We start from the raw sequence: 16,766 nt of genomic DNA, 5'->3' as shown, positions 1-16,766 counted from the left end.
GCGTGCCGTGCGCGGTGCGGGGACCGACGGCGGAGGCCCAGGTGAGCGCCGGGCAGGTGCCGGGGGTCACACCCCCACTTCGTCCGGCTTTCAACTTCTTAGGTAGAATCCACATATGGAGACCGAGACGGCCACCCGCTGGCTGAGCGACACGGAGCAGCGTGCCTGGCGCACCCACCTGGACGTCAGCAGACTGCTGACGCACCAACTGGAGAAAGACCTCCAGCCGTTCGGCCTGACCATGAACGACTACGAGATCCTGGTCAACCTCTCCGAGGCGGAGGACCAGCGCCTGCGGATGAGCGACCTCGCGTCGCTCACCCTCCAGTCCAAGAGCAGACTCTCGCACCAGATCACCCGGATGGAGAACGCCGGGCTGGTCAAGCGCGAGAACTGCGAGTCCGACCGGCGCGGACTCTTCGCGGTCCTCACCGACCTCGGCGGGGAGACGATGCGGAAGGTGGCGCCGCACCACGTCGCTTCCGTCCGCAAGCACTTCATGGACCTGCTGACCCCGGAGGCGCTGGCCGAGTTGCACGCGGCCCTCACCCCGATCGCGGACCACCTGCGCGGACGGCGCGGCCGGCCGTAGGCAGGGTCCGGCCGACGGGACGGATGAGCCCCTTCCGCGGGGCACGGCCGTACCGGGGCGGCCCGGTACGGCGGCCCGCACGCCGGCCCGGTACGTCGGCCCGGTACGTCGGCCCGGTACGTCGGCCCGGTACGTCGGCCCGGTACGTCGCGCCCCGCGGAAGGGGCTCTCAGGGCGCTGCCGAGGTGACCCCCGCGACCAGTTCGTCGGCCGCGCCGTACGGGTCGAGCCGGCCTGCCACGATGCGCGCCGCCAGTGCTTCGAGCCGGCGGTCGCCGTGCAGGTCGGCGATCCGCTCGCGCAGGGCGGTGACGGCGATCGTCTCCACCTCCCGGGCCGCCCGCGCGGTGCGACGGGCCGCCAGCACCCCGTGCTCCTCCATCCACGCCCGGTGCTTCTCCAGCGCCTCGACCAGCTCGTCGACGCCCTCACCCCGGGCGGCCACGGTCTTCACGATCGGGGGGCGCCAGTCGTCCGGCCCCCGGGACTCCCCGAGGCCCAGCATGTGGTTCAGCTCCCGGGCGGTGGCGTCCGCGCCGTCCCGGTCCGCCTTGTTGACCACGTACACGTCGCCGATCTCCAGGATTCCGGCCTTCGCCGCCTGGATGCCGTCGCCCATGCCCGGTGCGAGCATCACCACCGAGGTGTCGGCCTGCGAGGCGATCTCCACCTCGGACTGCCCCACCCCGACCGTCTCCACCAGCACCACGTCGCACCCCGCCGCGTCCAGCACCCGGACCGCCTGCGGCGCCGAGCGGGCGAGACCGCCCAGATGGCCGCGGGTCGCCATGGACCGGATGTAGACGCCGGGGTCGGAGGCGTGGTCGGACATCCGCACCCGGTCCCCCAGCAGCGCCCCGCCGGAGAACGGCGACGAAGGGTCGACCGCGAGCACCCCGACCCGCTTGCCGGCCTTCCGGTACGCGGTGACCAGCGCCGAGGTGGAGGTGGACTTGCCGACCCCGGGCGAACCGGTCAGCCCGACGACGTACGCGTGCCCCGCCAGCGGGGCCAGCGCCGCCATCACCTCGCGCAGCTGCGGCGAGGCGCCCTCCACCAGCGAGATCAGCCGGGCGACGGCCCGCGGCCGGCCCTGCCGTGCCTGTTCGACCAGGGTGGGGACGTCCACCATCACCGCTCCGTTCTGTTCCGTTCCCGTTGCGTACGTGCTGTGCTGTGCCGCGCCCCCGCCGGCTACCCGTTCTGCTTGCCCGGTACGCGGATGATCAGCGCGTCGCCCTGACCGCCGCCGCCGCAGAGCGCCGCCGCACCGGTGCCGCCACCGCGCCGCTTCAGCTCGAGCGCCAGGTGCAGCACCACGCGGGCGCCGGACATCCCGATGGGGTGTCCGAGCGCGATGGCCCCGCCGTTGACGTTGACCTTCTCCGAGGTGATGCCGAGGTCCTTCATGGACTGCACGGCGACGGCGGCGAACGCCTCGTTGATCTCCACGAGGTCCAGGTCGTCGACGGTGAGCCCCTCCTTCTTCAGCGCGTGCCGGATGGCGTTGGACGGCTGGGACTGGAGCGAGTTGTCCGGACCCGCCACATTGCCGTGGGCGCCGATCTCGGCGATCCAGTCGAGCCCGAGCTCCTGGGCCTTCGCCTTGCTCATCACCACGACCGCGGCGGCGCCGTCCGAGATCTGCGAGGAGGAACCGGCGGTGATCGTGCCGTCCTTGGCGAAGGCGGGACGGAGCTTGCCGAGGGACTCGGCGGTCGTCTCGGGGCGGATGCCCTCGTCCTGGGAGAAGATCACCGGGTCGCCCTTGCGCTGCGGTACCTCGACCGGGGTGATCTCGGCCTCGAAAAGACCGTTCTTGCGGGCGGCCGCGGCGCGCTGGTGGGAGAGGGCGGCGACCTCGTCCTGCGCGGCGCGCTCCAGGCCGAGACGGGTGTTGTGCTTCTCGGTCGACTCACCCATCGCGATGTTCTCGAAGGCGTCGGTCAAGCCGTCGTACGCCATCGCGTCGAGCATCTCGATCGCGCCGTACTTGTACCCCTCGCGGGACTTCGGCAGCAGGTGCGGGGCGTTGGTCATGGACTCCTGGCCGCCGGCGACCACCACGTCGAACTCACCGGCGCGGATCAGCTGGTCCGCCAGCGCGATGGCGTCGAGGCCGGAGAGACACACCTTGTTGACGGTGAGCGCGGGGACGTTCATCGGGATGCCCGCCTTGACCGCCGCCTGCCGGGCCGGGATCTGCCCCGCGCCGGCCTGGAGCACCTGGCCCATGATCACGTACTCGACCTGGTCGCCGCCGATGCCGGCCCGGTCCAGCGCCGCCTTGATGGCGAAGCCGCCGAGGTCTGCGCCGGAGAAGCTCTTCAGGGAACCGAGCAGCCGGCCCATGGGCGTCCGGGCGCCCGCGACGATCACTGACGTGGTGGTACCTGTCGTTCCTGACATGGGCACGGCCCCTAAGAGGTGAGGGTTTGTTAACGAGGGTTGACTCGAATGTACTGAGAGGCTCACCGCCCGTCATCCGGCAGCGTGTGTGATCGCGCGCACCTTGCCAATCCTCCTCCCGGACGCTGCACTGGTCCCATGCTGACGCGAATCGACCACATCGGAATCGCCTGCTTCGACCTCGACAGGACGGTGGAGTTCTACCGCGCCACGTACGGTTTCGAGGTCCACCACTCGGAGATCAACGAGGAGCAGGGCGTACGTGAGGCCATGCTGAAGATCAACGGGACCTCCGACGGCGGGGCCTCCTACCTCCAGCTGCTGGAGCCGACCCGGCCCGATTCGGCCGTCGGCAAGTGGCTGGAGAAGAACGGCGAGGGCGTCCACCACATCGCCTTCGGCACCGAGGACGTCGACCAGGACTCCTCGGACATCCGTGAGAAGGGGGTGCGAGTCCTCTACGACGAGCCCCGCACCGGCTCCATGGGCTCCCGCATCACTTTCCTCCACCCGAAGGACTGCCACGGCGTCCTCACCGAACTGGTCACGTCCCGGACGGAGCACTGACCGCCGGATACCCGGCCCGGTAGAGTGGGCCGTTCCGGGCCGGGGCCGGGGTCGGGGCCGTAAGGACGTCCCTGTCGTTTGTCTGTCACTATTCCCGGGGGACCGCTCGCCGGCGGGCGGTCCTGTATGGAGAGTTGCGACCAGGGGACGGATGGGACCGCGCAGTGCGGGGCTACGAACGCCAGGAGAGCCACCGAGCTGAAGACGACCACCTCTCGCGGTTCGAAGCCGAGATGGACCGGCTGAAGACCGACCGGGAGAAGGCCGTCCAGCACGCCGAGGACCTCGGTTACCAGGTCGAGGTCTTGCGGGCCAAGCTGCACGAGGCCCGGCGCAATCTCGCGACCCGTCCCGCCTACGGCGGCGCGGACCTGGGATACCAGGCCGAGCAGCTGCTCCGTGACGCCCAGGTCCAGGCCGAGCAGTTGCGCGCCGACGCCGAACGCGAACTGCGCGACGCCCGGGCGCAGACGCAGCGCATCCTCCAGGAGCACGCCGAGCACCAGGCCCGGCTCCAGGCCGAACTGCACAACGAGGCGGTCCAGCGCCGCCAGCGCCTCGACCAGGAGCTCGCCGAACGCCGGCAGACCGTCGAGGCCCACGTCAACGAGAACGTCGCCTGGGCCGAGCAGCTGCGCGCCCGCACGGAGTCCCAGGCCCGCCGGCTCATGGAGGAGTCCCGGGCCGAGGCCGAGCAGTCCCTGAACGCCGCCCGGAGCGAGGCCGCCCGGGTCGCCGAGGAGACCCGCCAGCGGCTCGGCGCCGAGGCCGAGACCTCCCGCGCCGAGGCCGAGGCGATCCTGCTGCGCGCCCGCCGGGACGCCGAACGGATGCTGAGCAGCGCCGCCGGCCAGGCGCAGGAGGCCACCCAGCACGCCGAGGAGCTGCGGTCCACGACCACGGCCGAGGCCGACCGGGTCCGCCGCCAGGCCACCGACCTCCAGCGCTCCGCCGAGCAGCACGCCCAGGAGGCCGAGACCCGGCTGCGCGAGGCACGCCTCGAAGCGGAGAAGCTGCTCTCCGAGGCGAAGGACCACGCCTCGAAGACGCTGGCCGGAGCCGAGTCGCAGAACGAACAGCGCACCCGCACCGCGAAGTCGGAGATCGCCCGCCTGGTCGGCGAGGCCACCAAGAACGCCGAGACGCTGAAGGAAGAGGCCGAGCAGGCACTCGCCGACGCCCGCGCCGAAGTCGAGCGGCTTCTCGCGGAGGCGGCCGAGAAGGCGCGTACGGCGGCTGCCGAGGACACCGCCGCCCAGCTCGCCAAGGCCGCCCGCAGCGCCGAGGAGGTGCTGACCAAGGCCTCCGAGGACGCGTCCTCCACCACCCGGGCCGCGGCGGAGGAGGCCGAGCGCATCCGCCGCGAGGCCGAAGCCGAGGCGGACCGGCTGCGCGGCGAGGCCGCCGAGCAGGCCGACCAGCTCAAGGGCGCGGCCGAGGAAGGCACCAAGGAGTACCGGGCCAAGACGGTCGAGCTCCAGGAGGAGGCCCGCCGGCTGCGCGGCGAGGCCGAGCAGCTGCGCTCCGAGGCGGTCGCCGAGGGCGAGCGCATCCGGGGCGAGGCCCGCCGCGAGGCCGTCCAGCAGATCGAGGAGGGTGCCCGCACCGCCGAGGAGCTGCTGACCAAGGCGAGGACGGACGCCGAGGAGCAGCGTGCCTCCGCCTCCGCCGAGAGCGAGCGGGTCCGCGCCGAGGCCGCCGAGCGCACGACGGCCCTGCGCAAGCAGGCCGAGGAGTCCCTGGAGCGCGCCCGTGCGGAGGTCGAGGCCCTGCGGGCCGAGGCCGAGGAGCAGGCGGAGTCCGTGAAGACGGCGGCCGAGGACGCCGCCGCCGGTCTGCGCGCCGAGACCGAGCGTCAGGTGGCGGCCCGCGCGGAGGAGGCGGCGGCCGAGCTGGACCGGCTGCGCACCGACGCCGAGAGCCGGGTCGCCTCCGCCGAGGAGGCCCTCGGCACGGCCCGTGCGGAGGCGGAGCGCATCCGCCGCGAGACGGCCGAGGAGTCCGAACGGCTGCGCGGCGAGGCCGCCGACCGGCTGCGCGCGCTCCAGGAGCAGGCCGAGGCGGAGGCGCAGCGGCTGCGCGACGAGGCGGCGGCCGACGCGGCGCAGTCGCGTGCCGAGGGCGAGAACGTCGCCGTACGGCTGCGTACCGAGGCGGCCACCGAGTCTGAGCGCCTCAAGTCCGAGGCCCAGGAGACCGCCGACCGGCTGCGGGCCGAGGCGGCTGCCGCCGCCGAGCGCGTCGCGGCCGAGGCGGCCGAGGCACTGGAGGCCGCGCAGGAGGAGGCCAGCCGGCGTCGCCGTACGGCTGAGGAGACCCTGGAGGCGGCCCGGTCCGAGGCCGGGCAGGAGCGCGAGCGGGCCCGCGAGCAGAGCGAGGAGCTTCTCGCGTCGGCCCGTACCCGTGTCGAGGAGGCGCAGACCGAGGCGCAGCGGCTCGTCGGCGAGGCGGAGAGCCGGTCGGGCGAGATGGTGGCCGCTGCCGAGCTGACCGCCCAGCAGGTGCGCGAGGCGGTCGCCGGGCTGCACGAGCAGGCCGAGTCGGAGATCGCCGCGCAGCGTGCGGCCGCCGAGCAGGAGGTCACCCGGACCCGGACCGAGGCGCAGGAGGAGGCGGACCGGCTGCGCGCCGACGCCGCCGCGGAGCGGGAGCGGGCCGGCGCGGACGCGAACCGCATCCGTCAGGTCGCGGCCGAGGAGTCGGACGCGGCGAAGGCGCTCGCGGAACGGACCGTCACGGACGCCATCGCGGAGTCCGAGCGGCTGCGCGCGGAGGCCGCCGAGTACAGCCAGCGGGTGCGTACCGAGGCGTCGGACGCTCTCACGTCCGCCGAGCACGACGCCTCCCGCTCCCGTGCGGAGGCCCGCGAGGACGCCAACCGCATGCGGTCGGACGCGGCGGCGCAGGCGGACCGGCTGGTCGCGGAGGCGACGAGCGAGGGCGAGCGCATCCGCCAGGAGGCGACCGATTCGTCGAACCAGCTCGTCGGCGAGGCCACACAGGAGGCCGAGCGGCGGCGGTCGGAGGCGGCGAAGACCCTGGCCTCGGCGCAGGAGCACGCGGCCCGTACTCGCGAGGAGGCCGCGAAGGTGCGTGCCGAGGCGGAGGCGGCGGCCGAGAAGTTGCTGGGCGATGCCCGCGAGGAGGCCGAGCGCACGCTGGACGAGGCGCGGCAGGCGGCGGCCAAGCGCAGGGCGGACGCGGCCGAGCAGGCGGACCAGCTGATCAACAAGGCGCGCGAGGAGGCTCTGCGCACGGCCACCGAGTCGGAGGCGCAGGCCGACACCATGGTCGACGCCGCCCGCAAGGAGGCCCTCCGGATCACCTCGGAGGCCACCGTGGAGGGCAACACCCTGGTGGAGCGGGCGCGCACGGACGCCGACGAGTTGCTGGTCGGCGCGCGGCGCGACGCCACCGCCACCCGGGAGCGCGCGGAGGAGCACCGCGCCCGCACGGAGGCCGAGGTCGAGGAGCTGCACGAGCGGGCCCGCCGGGAGACGTCCGAGCAGATGAAGACCGCCGGCGAGCGGGTCGACAATCTGCTCAAGGCGGCCACCGAGCAGCGCGACGAGGCCGAGAAGAAGGCCAAGGAGCTGCTGTCGGACGCGAATTCGGAGGCCGGAAAGGTCCGGATCGCGGCCGTCAAGCGTGCGGAGTCCCTGCTCAAGGAGGCGGAGGCCAAGAAAGCGGAGCTCATCCGCGAGGCCGAGAAGCTGCGGGCCGAGGCCCAGGCCGAGGCGAAGCGTACGGTGGACGAGGGACAGCGGGAGCTCGACGTCCTCGTCCGCAGGCGCGCGGACATCAACACGGAGATCTCCCGTGTCCAGGACGTGCTGGAGGCGTTGGAGTCTTTCGAGGTTCCGGCGGGAGGCGGGAAGACCGCCGGCGGCGGAACCCTCGGGGGCGGCATCAAGGCAGCCGCTGGTGCGGGTTCCCGGGCGGGCGGCAAGCAGACGGAGGGCTGAGGGGGTCGCGGGGAGGGACGAGGAGGGGCACGATCGCGCGCGCGGAGCCTTTCCGGCCACCCCGGAGGGTGATCAGCGCTCCATGGGTCCGCCACCCGAAAGAGGTGTCATTCTCCAGATCAAACTGGTATCTCCACGCTGACACGCCGCTTTGGCCCCTAGGATTCCCTCTATCACCTCACCGGTCTCATTCGACAGGAAACCCATGAGCGACCCCTCTTCCCCCTTCGGCTTCGAGCTCGTGCGACGTGGTTATGACCGCGGTCAGGTGGACGACCGCATCACCAAGCTCGTCGCCGACCGTGATAGTGCGCTCGCGCGCATCACCTCCCTGGAGAAGCGCATCGAGGAGCTCCACCTCGAGACGCAGAACGCCCAGGCCCAGGTGAGCGACGCCGAGCCCTCCTACGCCGGCCTCGGTGCCCGCGTCGAGAAGATCCTCCGCCTCGCCGAGGAGGAGGCCAAGGACCTGCGCGAAGAGGCCCGCCGCGCCGCCGAGCAGCACCGCGAGCTGGCCGAGTCGGCCGCCCAGCAGGTGCGCAACGACGCGGAGAACTTCGCCGCCGAGCGGAAGGCGAAGGCGGAGGACGACGGGGTCCGCATCGTCGACAAGGCCAAGGGCGAGGCGACCACGCTGCGCACCGAGGCGCAGAAGGACGCCCAGCAGAAGCGCGAGGAGGCGGACGCCCTCTTCGAGGAAACCCGCGCCAAGGCCGCTCAGGCCGCCGCGGACTTCGAGACCAACCTGGCCAAGCGCCGCGACCAGTCGGAGCGCGACCTCGCGTCCCGTCAGGCCAAGGCCGAGAAGCGTCTCGCGGAGATCGAGCACCGCGCGGAGCAGCTCCGCCTGGAGGCCGAGAAGCTCCGTACGGACGCCGAGCGCCGGGCCCGCCAGACGGTGGAGACCGCGCAGCGCCAGTCCGAGGACATCGTGGCCGACGCGAATGCCAAGGCCGACCGCATCCGCAGCGAGTCGGAGCGCGAGCTGGCGGCGCTCACCAACCGCCGTGACTCGATCAACGCCCAGCTGACCAACGTCCGCGAGATGCTGGCGACGCTGACCGGCGCGGCCGTGGCCGCCGCCTCCTCCCCGGTGGACGACGAGCCCGCCACCCGTGGTGTCCCGGCCCAGCAGACCCGCTGACGCCCTCTCACCACTCCGGCCCACCTCCGTGCGCCCGGTTCCGCCCTTGTGGTGGCGCCGGGCGCGCGGCCGTTCTAGCGTGAACGCATGATCGAGCTCGAAGGACTGACCAAGCGCTACGGCCAGAAGGTCGCCGTCGACGCGTTGTCCTGCCGGATCAGGCCGGGGATGGTCACCGGCTTCCTCGGCCCGAACGGCGCGGGCAAGTCCACCACGATGCGGATGATGCTCGATCTCGACAACCCGACCAGCGGTTCGGTGCGCATCGACGGCAAGCGGTACCGCGAGCTGGACGAGCCGCTGAAGTACATCGGGGCGCTGCTCGACGCCAAGTCGATGCACGGCGGCCGGAGTGCGTACAACAACCTCCTCTGCCTGGCCCAGAGCAACCGCATCCCCGCCTCGCGGGTCGCGGAGGTGCTGGACACGGTCGGGCTGAGCGCGGTGGCGAAGAAGAAGTCGAAGGGCTTCTCCCTCGGCATGGGACAGCGGCTCGGCATCGCCTCGGCGCTGCTGGGCGATCCGCAGATCCTGATGTTCGACGAGCCGGTCAACGGTCTCGACCCCGAGGGCATCCACTGGATCCGGAACCTGATGCGCGCGCTCGCCGCCGAGGGCCGGACGATCTTCGTCTCCTCGCACCTGATGAGCGAGATGGCGCTGACCGCGGACCATCTGATCGTGATCGGCCAGGGGAGGCTGCTCGCCGACACCTCGATGGCGGACTTCATCCACCAGAACTCACGGAGTTTCGTGCGGCTGCGCTCGCCGGAGCAGGAGCGGCTGCGCGACGCGCTCGCCGCCGGGGGCTTCACCCCGGTCGAGGCGGGGAACGGCACCCTGGAGGTCGACGGCGCGAGCAGCGAGCAGCTCGGTGAGCTGGCCGCGCGACATCAGCTCGTCCTGCACGAACTGAGCCCGCAGAGGGCGTCGTTGGAGGAGGCGTTCATGCAGATGACGGCGGGTTCGGTGGAGTACCACGCGCACGGGGACGCCGAGGGTGGGGGCGGCGCGGGCACGCTTCCCCGGCCGGAGGCGGGCGGACGCTGGGGCGCCGACTGGGACGACACCGCCGGCGGGGCCGGTACCCGCACCGATGGCAAGGGGGTGTGACCGATGGCATCGGTACCCGCGGTCCTGACCTCCGAGTGGACGAAGATCCGTACGGTCTCGTCCACCACTTGGACGCTCATCTCGGCCTTCATCGTCACGGTGGCCATGGGAGCCGCCCTGAGCGCGCTCTTCGCGTCGCGCTTCGACGACCTCGACCCCACGGAACGGGCGACCTTCGACCCCACCTTCGTCAGCTTCTCCGGGATGATCCTCGGTCAGCTCGCGATGGTCGTCTTCGGTGTCCTGGTGGTCGGTACGGAGTACAGCTCCGGGATGATCCGCACCTCGCTGGCGGCCGTGCCCCGGCGCGGCACGCTCCTCTTCAGCAAGATCGCGGTGGCCGGAGTGCTCGCCCTGATCGTCGGGATGATCACCAGCTTCGTCACCTTCCTGCTCGGGCAGGCGCTCCTCGGTGACCACGGCACGGACCTCGGCGCGGAGAACGTGCTGCGCGCGGTGGTCGGCGGGGGCCTCTACATGGGACTCATCGCGGTCTTCTCGATGGGCGTGGCCGCGATGCTGCGGAGTTCGATGCTCTCGCTCGGCATCCTGATGCCGTTCTTCTTCCTCGTCTCGCAGATCCTGTCCTCGGTCCCGGGCGCCAAGACGGTGGCCCGTTACTTCCCCGACCAGGCGGGCTCCAAGATCATGCAGGTGGTCCCGGACGCGATGGGCAGCGACAAGGCGCCGTACGGACCGTGGGGCGGACTCGGCATCATGCTGATCTGGGTGGTCGCGGCGCTGGTGGGCGGCTACCTCGTGCTCCGGAAGCGGGACGCCTGAGAGCCGCGCCCGGAAGTCCGAGGAGTAATATCGCGGGTGATCATTGCTGTCACGGAGGAGGGGTTTCGCGGTATGGGCGGGACAGTGGGAGCGGTCAGCAGCAACGGTGAGTACTCGTTCACCAAGCCGAACCGGGAGAGCATCATGCTGCTCGCCGGGCTCGGTGTGGAGGGCGACGTACACGCCGGTGTGACGGTCAAGCACCGCTCGCGCGTCGCGCACGATCCCACCCAGCCGAACCTGCGTCAGGTCCACCTCATCCACGAGGAACTCTTCGCCGAGGTCGGCGGAGAAGGGTTCCGGGTGGCGCCCGGTGAGCTCGGTGAGAACATCACCACCCGCGGCATCGACTTGCTCGGCCTGCCGGTCGGCACCCTGCTGCGCATCGGCGACGCGGCGGTGCTGGAGGTGACCGGCCTGCGGAACCCCTGCCTGCAGATCGACAACTTCCAGGACGGGCTGCTGAAGCAGGTGGTCGGCCGGAACGCCGCCGGCGCCATCGTGCGCAAGGCGGGGATCATGAGCATCGTGAAGGAGGGCGGCGTGGTGCGTCCCGGCGACACGATCAGAGCCGAGCTTCCCAGCGGGCCGCACCGGCCTCTTGAGCGCGTCTGAGGGCTGTCCCGCTATTCGTGGCGGTCGGTGCGCGGCGTCGGATGCCGTGCGCCACGTGCCGCTCGGCGAATCGACGGATCGCGGCCCCTTCGCCGGAACCGTCCGGGGCTGGTTATCCTCCTCACTCACACGGGGGCGTACGGCCGAGCGGGCCGGGCCCCGACGACGGATGAGTCGATGGGGCTGGGAATGATCGAGGCAGTCGGCCTGACCAAGCGTTACGGCGCACAGACCGCCGTGCACAACCTCTCCTTCCGGATCAGGCCAGGAGTGGTCACGGGCTTCCTCGGCCCGAACGGATCGGGCAAGTCCACCACCATGCGGATGATGCTCGGGCTCGACCGGCCGACCGCGGGCCATGTGACGATCGGCGGCCACCCGTACCCGAGCCTGCCGAACGCGCCGCGCCAGGTGGGCGCACTGCTGGACGCGAAGGCGGTGCACGGCGGGCGCAGCGCCCGCAACCACCTGCTGTCGCTGGCGCAGCTGGCGGGCATTCCGGCGGCCCGGGTGGACGAGGTGCTCGGGGTGGTGGGGCTGCGCGAGGTGGCCGGCCGGCGCTCCAGGAGCTACTCGCTCGGGATGGGGCAGCGGCTCGGCATCGCGGCGGCGCTGCTGGGCGATCCGCAGGTGCTGCTCTTCGACGAGCCGGTCAACGGTCTCGACCCGGAGGGCATCCTCTGGGTCCGCAATCTGATGAAGGCGCTGGCGTCCGAGGGCCGTACGGTCTTCGTCTCCAGCCATCTGATGAGCGAGATGGCGCTGACGGCGGACCATCTGATCGTGATTGGGCGGGGCATGCTCCTCGCCGACATGAGCATCAAGGAGTTCATCTCGGTCAACTCCGCGGACTTCGCCCGGATCAGGGTGGCCGAGGACGCACCGGAGGCCCGCGAGAAGCTGACCGCCGCGCTGGCGGAGGCGGGTGGGCGGGTGCTCTCCGAGCCGGACGGGGCGCTGCGGGTGACCGGGCTGCCGCTGCCGAGGATCAGCGACCTCGCACACGGGGCGGACGTGCGGTTGTGGGAGCTTTCCCCGCACCAGGCGTCCCTGGAGGAGGCGTACATGCGGATGACGCAGCACGTCGTGGACTACCGTTCGACGGCTGACGCGAAGGCCGGTCTCCGGCCGCCCACGCCCCCGTACACCTTCCCGCAGTCCACCCCGGGCGCCCCGGCCCAGGAGCAGCAGCCGGTGGCGCAGGGGTGGACGCAGCAGTGGTACGCGCCCGCGCCGCCCGAGCAGAACCCGTACGCCACCGAGAGGGCGCCCGCGCAGGCCGTGCCCGCCCCGGTCCCGCCCGCGCCTGCGCCCGCCCCGGCGCCCGCGCCTGCACCCGCGCCGACCGCCCCCGCCCCCGCCCCCGCCGAGCAGAAGACCAGCGAGGACTCCCGATGACGATGCCGGCCACACCGCCGCTCCCCCCGGCCCATCCGCAGCCGCAGCCGGGGCCCGCCGTCCCCGGCCCGGTGGTCCCCGGCGTGGTTCCGGGACTCAGCAACTACGTCTCCCCGATCGCGGTCCGCCCGGCCACCTTCGGTGACGCGCTCGCCTCCGAGTGGACGAAGATCCGCTCGGTGCGCTCCACGATGTGGACGCTCGGCACCATGGTCGCGCTGCTGGTGGGCATCGGGGTGCTCGTCGCCTTCGGGGTGAACGCGGCGAGCGACGCGAACGGCGAGGAGACGGGCGGTGCGGTGCTGAGCCTCGGCTTCTTCGGGGTGCTGCTCGGCTCGATCTGCGTGATCACGCTCGGCGTGCTGACCATCGCGTCGGAGTTCAGCACCGGCATGATCCGTACGACGCTGACGGCGTGCCCGAGCCGGAGCCGGGTGCTCATGGCGAAGGCGGTCGTCTTCTTCCTGTTGGTCTTCGTCCTCACCACGGTGACGGCGACCGTCGTCGCCATGCTCCAGACCGCCATCCTCGGCGGTGGCTCCTCCGCCTCGGGCGCCGAGTGGATCCGCGCCACGGTCGGGGTCGGGCTCTACACCGCACTGCTGGGGCTGCTCTCACTCGCCGTCGGCACGATCGTCCGCCACTCGGCGGGGGCGATCACCATCATGATCGGGGTGGTGCTGCTGCCGCTGGTGCTGGCCCTGTTCATGGCCGTCGACCAGCTCAACCGGCTGCGGGAGCTGTTCTTCGCATACTCCGTCCCCAGCCAGATCGCCGCGCTCTACGACTCCTCGATCACCGAGTCCGGTCCGTCCGGCTGGGACCCGGTGGCGATCATGTTCCTGCTGGCCGCCGCCGTACTCGTCGTCGCCAACCTGGCGCTGAACCGGCGCGACGTCTGACGCGCCGCCGCTCCGCGCTCCCCAGGGGTCAGTGGCGCGGGGCGTTCCGGGACCGCTGCACCCGTGTGGTGCGGCGGTCCCTCGCGTTCCAGCACGCTTTGTGCCAGTGCCGCCGGTCGTCAATGCCGCCGTACTCGGGCCACGCCACCAGGTGCGGCACGCCCGACGGGATCTCCTGGTCGCATCCGGGGCAGCGGTAGCGCTTGCCCCGCGCGCTCGCGCCGGCCACCGGGCGCACCGACCACTCCTCGCCCTGCCAGCTCTCGGTGCCCGCGCCGCCGCCGTACCGGTCCCCCGTGAAGCTCATGCCGGGGGACGGGCTCTCGCCGCCCTTGGGGCGGTTGCGGCGCGGGGACACGGGACACCTCACGGGGGGGGCTGTGCGGGGACAGGGACTTCCAGCACATCCAGCCTACGGGGGCGGGGGTGCCGCGGAGGGACCTCGTACGCACCCGTCGCACCCCCGCGCAGGACGGGCCGGGGCGCGGGCAACGGGGGTAGTTACCGGAAAATCGCAACATTTTCGTCCCGGCCCGTGCCTTTGGCACGTGTCAGGCGTTGATGCCGGTAGGGGAAAACCGCGTCGGCCGCGAGGAGGCAGAAGGCGATGCGCGTGGGAACGTTCGTGCTGGCAGCACAGTTTCCGGGTCAGGGACAGGGCGAGGCCCTGCACCGGGCGATCCGGACCGCCGAGGTGGCGGAGGAGTCGGGGCTCGACTCCGTGTGGCTGGCGGAGCACCATTTCGTGCCGTACGGGGTCTGCCCCTCGGCCGTGACGCTGGCCGCGCTGCTGCTCGGCCGCACCCGCAGAATCCGGGTCGGCACCGCTGTCAGCGTGCTGCCGACCCAGCATCCCGTGGCGCTCGGCGAACAGGCGGCGCTGCTCCACCTGACGACCGACGGCCGGTTCAGTCTCGGCGTGGGCCGGGGCGGGCCCTGGGTGGACCTGGAGGTCTTCGGCGCGGGCCTGGAGGCGTACGACACCGGCTTCCCGGAATCCCTGGACCTGCTGCTCGACTGGCTGCGCGAGCCCCGGGTGGCCGGGCTCGGAAGCCGCTACCCGTTCCGCGAGGTGGCGGTGGTGCCGCGCGCGGACGAACTGCTCGGCGCGGACGGCGCTCCGCGGCCCGGCCCGGAGGTGATCGTGGCGTGCACCTCGCCGAAGACGGTGCGCCTCGCCGCGGAGAAGGCCCTGCCGATGCTGCTCGGGATGCACTGCGGAGACGAGGAGAAGGCGGAGATGGTCGGGCTCTGGCGGCGCAGCGCCCGGGATGCCGGTCATCCGCCGGAGGCCGTCGCCGCGGCCGCGCACGTATCGGCCGGCGTGGCCCAGATCGGGGACTGCCGGGAGGGCGCCGCGCAGACGCTGGTGAAGGCGATGCCGGAGTGGCTGCGCGAGGGCCTGGGCAAGCACGTGACCGTCGACGGCCGGTACCGCGTGATGCGCGACCCCGTGGCGTACACCGAACTGCTCTGCGGGCTGCACCCGGTGGGGCCACCGCGGTTCGCCGCCGACCGGCTCGCGGCCACCGCCGAGCGCACGGGCATCACCCGCTTCGCGCTCCTCTCCGAGGGTTCCGGCGACCTCGCGGCGACGGAGGAGAACGTACGCCGACTGGGCACCGAGGTGCTCCCGCTGCTGGCCTGACGAACACGGTGACGGTGACGCGGCGCCCCGGCCGGTGCGGCGGCACGGGACACCGCCGCTCCGGGGCAGGACCGTTTCCCGGAGGCGCCGGCCCCGGCCCGGAGCGGCGGTGGAGACGTTCAGCAGTCCCGGAGTTCGGGCGACTGGTTGAGCAACTGGCCCCTCACCGAGGTGAACTTGGCCAGCCGGTCGTCGACCGACGGGTCGAGCGGGAAGACCGCGACACGGTGGCAGTTCTGGAATGCGAGTCGCACTCCGAAGTGGCGCTGCAGGGCTCCGCGTATCGCGTCGCTCGCGAGCGCGCGCAGCAGCTGGCCGCGTGCCTGCTCGTTCGGCGGGGGCGTCTGGTTGTCGGCGAACTGCCCGCCGTCCACCTTCAGCTGGGCCACCAGAGAGCTGATCATCTCCCATGCGTAGGGCAGGGAGGTCCGGACGCAGTCGACGAAGTCGGCTTCGTCGACCTCGCCTCGCTCGGCCTGTTCCAAGAGGGCCGGTGAGACGTCGAGCGACATGGGTTCTCCTCTCGCGACCCCGGCAGGAGGCCGGGGCCTTACGGACACGGCAGAAGGACGGCGGCGACGCAGCGTGCACGACCGGCGACCTCCTGCTTCCACGGTAAGGGTGCGGTCCGGGTCGCACCAGGAGATTGGGAACACAACCGGCCAACAACGAATCTGAGCAAAGAGGGGCAAGACCCCAGTGCTCCGGGAGGGGCTGAAGTGGCCCAGGTGGTGCGAATCGCGCCGACCGCCCGTTGTCGAGTAGCGTTGCCGACCATGCGTCTCGTCATCGCCCGTTGCTCCGTCGACTACGCGGGCCGGCTCACCGCCCACCTGCCCTCCGCCCCCCGTCTGATCCTGGTGAAGGCGGACGGCAGCGTCTCCATCCACGCCGACGACCGGGCGTACAAACCGCTCAACTGGATGTCGCCGCCGTGCACCCTGAAGGAGGGCTCCGGCGACGACGCGGGTGTCTGGACGGTGGTGAACAAGGCGGGCGAGAAATTGATCATCACGATGGAGGAGATCCTCCACGATTCCTCGCACGAGCTCGGCGTCGATCCCGGCCTGATCAAGGACGGTGTGGAGGCGCACCTCCAGGAGTTGCTCGCCGACCGGATCGAGATCCTGGGCGAGGGTTACACCCTGATCCGCCGCGAATACCCCACCGCCATCGGCCCCGTGGACATCCTCTGCCGGGACGCCCAGGGCGCGACGGTGGCCGTGGAACTCAAGCGGCGCGGTGACATCGACGGCGTCGAGCAGCTCACCCGCTATCTCGAACTGCTCAACCGCGATCCCCACCTGGCGCCGGTACGCGGCGTCTTCGCGGCGCAGGAGATCAAGCCGCAGGCGCGAGTGCTCGCCACGGACCGCAAGATCGGTTGTGTGGTCCTGGACTACAACGCGATGCGCGGTATCGAGGACGACAAGCTGCGCCTGTTCTAGTGCCGCGCCCGGCAAGCTCTGCCCCGTCGTGGTGGCCGGCACGCGCACTCGCGGCGTTGGCCGGAAGTCCTGGTAGCTCCGCTACCAGGACTTCCGGCCGCCCGGCGATCACACGCACCGACCACCGCTCCTCATGGGGCAAACACTGCCGGGCGCGGCACTAGAATTCCTCGGTGAACGTC

Annotated in this window: 15 protein-coding genes; 11 read left to right on the top strand and 4 right to left on the bottom strand. The window is 72.0% G+C overall.

Annotated features, from left to right (window positions below; translation table 11 throughout):
• Window positions 1–115: 115 nt before the first annotated feature.
• Window positions 116–592: a MarR family transcriptional regulator gene (locus ACFYPN_RS31430; protein WP_358760711.1), complete on the top strand. Its 477-nt coding sequence runs from the start codon at window positions 116–118 to the stop codon at window positions 590–592.
• A gap of 169 nt (window positions 593–761) precedes the next feature.
• Here the strand turns inward: ACFYPN_RS31430 and meaB are convergent, their stop codons facing one another.
• Window positions 762–1,724, bottom strand: a complete 963-nt coding sequence (gene meaB / locus ACFYPN_RS31425; protein WP_358760710.1) for a methylmalonyl Co-A mutase-associated GTPase MeaB — start codon at window positions 1,722–1,724, stop codon at window positions 762–764.
• A gap of 62 nt (window positions 1,725–1,786) precedes the next feature.
• Window positions 1,787–3,001 carry an acetyl-CoA C-acetyltransferase gene (locus ACFYPN_RS31420; protein WP_358760709.1) on the bottom strand — a complete coding sequence of 405 codons (1,215 nt, stop codon included), beginning with the start codon at window positions 2,999–3,001 and terminating at the stop codon, window positions 1,787–1,789.
• Window positions 3,002–3,139: 138 nt separating this feature from the next.
• On the opposite strand from ACFYPN_RS31420, the gene mce reads away from it, so the two are divergent.
• The 8 genes from mce to ACFYPN_RS31380 all read left to right on the top strand — a co-directional run bounded on the left by mce (window position 3,140) and on the right by ACFYPN_RS31380 (window position 13,488).
• On the top strand, window positions 3,140–3,568 hold the full coding sequence (gene mce, locus ACFYPN_RS31415; protein ID WP_358760708.1) for a methylmalonyl-CoA epimerase: 429 nt from the start codon (window positions 3,140–3,142) through the stop codon (window positions 3,566–3,568).
• Window positions 3,569–3,732: 164 nt separating this feature from the next.
• On the top strand, window positions 3,733–7,533 hold the full coding sequence (gene scy / locus ACFYPN_RS31410) for a polarized growth protein Scy (RefSeq protein WP_389303002.1): 3,801 nt from the start codon (window positions 3,733–3,735) through the stop codon (window positions 7,531–7,533).
• A gap of 205 nt (window positions 7,534–7,738) precedes the next feature.
• A complete protein-coding gene (locus tag ACFYPN_RS31405) occupies window positions 7,739–8,677 on the top strand; it encodes a cellulose-binding protein (protein ID WP_266709183.1) in 939 nt (312 codons plus the stop codon).
• 87 nt (window positions 8,678–8,764) lie between these two features.
• Window positions 8,765–9,790 (top strand): ATP-binding cassette domain-containing protein, encoded by a 1,026-nt coding sequence (locus tag ACFYPN_RS31400; protein ID WP_358760706.1) that lies wholly within the window; start codon window positions 8,765–8,767, stop codon window positions 9,788–9,790.
• Between the two features lie 3 nt (window positions 9,791–9,793).
• Window positions 9,794–10,573 carry an ABC transporter permease subunit gene (locus ACFYPN_RS31395; protein ID WP_358760705.1) on the top strand — a complete coding sequence of 260 codons (780 nt, stop codon included), beginning with the start codon at window positions 9,794–9,796 and terminating at the stop codon, window positions 10,571–10,573.
• Between the two features lie 72 nt (window positions 10,574–10,645).
• Window positions 10,646–11,188, top strand: a complete 543-nt coding sequence (locus ACFYPN_RS31390; protein ID WP_358760704.1) for an MOSC domain-containing protein — start codon at window positions 10,646–10,648, stop codon at window positions 11,186–11,188.
• 189 nt (window positions 11,189–11,377) lie between these two features.
• Window positions 11,378–12,586, top strand: coding sequence for an ABC transporter ATP-binding protein (locus ACFYPN_RS31385; RefSeq protein WP_389303038.1), 1,209 nt, complete (start codon window positions 11,378–11,380; stop codon window positions 12,584–12,586).
• On the top strand, window positions 12,583–13,488 hold the full coding sequence (locus ACFYPN_RS31380; protein ID WP_358760703.1) for an ABC transporter permease: 906 nt from the start codon (window positions 12,583–12,585) through the stop codon (window positions 13,486–13,488). The genes ACFYPN_RS31385 and ACFYPN_RS31380 overlap by 4 nt, the downstream gene beginning before the upstream one ends.
• A gap of 28 nt (window positions 13,489–13,516) precedes the next feature.
• Here the strand turns inward: ACFYPN_RS31380 and ACFYPN_RS31375 are convergent, their stop codons facing one another.
• Window positions 13,517–13,846 carry an ATP/GTP-binding protein gene (locus ACFYPN_RS31375; protein WP_358760702.1) on the bottom strand — a complete coding sequence of 110 codons (330 nt, stop codon included), beginning with the start codon at window positions 13,844–13,846 and terminating at the stop codon, window positions 13,517–13,519.
• 249 nt (window positions 13,847–14,095) lie between these two features.
• Here ACFYPN_RS31375 and ACFYPN_RS31370 point away from each other — a divergent pair, with 249 nt between their 5' ends.
• Window positions 14,096–15,136 carry an LLM class flavin-dependent oxidoreductase gene (locus ACFYPN_RS31370; protein ID WP_358760701.1) on the top strand — a complete coding sequence of 347 codons (1,041 nt, stop codon included), beginning with the start codon at window positions 14,096–14,098 and terminating at the stop codon, window positions 15,134–15,136.
• Between the two features lie 119 nt (window positions 15,137–15,255).
• On the opposite strand, the gene ACFYPN_RS31365 is transcribed toward ACFYPN_RS31370, so the two are convergent.
• Window positions 15,256–15,648 (bottom strand): SCO5389 family protein, encoded by a 393-nt coding sequence (locus ACFYPN_RS31365; RefSeq protein ID WP_266709169.1) that lies wholly within the window; start codon window positions 15,646–15,648, stop codon window positions 15,256–15,258.
• 264 nt (window positions 15,649–15,912) lie between these two features.
• On the opposite strand from ACFYPN_RS31365, the gene nucS reads away from it, so the two are divergent.
• On the top strand, window positions 15,913–16,584 hold the full coding sequence (nucS, locus tag ACFYPN_RS31360) for an endonuclease NucS (protein ID WP_358760700.1): 672 nt from the start codon (window positions 15,913–15,915) through the stop codon (window positions 16,582–16,584).
• The last annotated feature ends 182 nt before the right edge of the window (window positions 16,585–16,766 follow it).

Origin of the sequence: Streptomyces sp. NPDC005576, from assembly GCF_042871745.1 — a bacterium.
Classification (GTDB): Bacteria; Actinomycetota; Actinomycetes; order Streptomycetales; family Streptomycetaceae; genus Streptomyces.
Note: the sequence above shows the minus strand (reverse complement) of the source record. Positions and strands in the feature narration are given on the sequence as shown.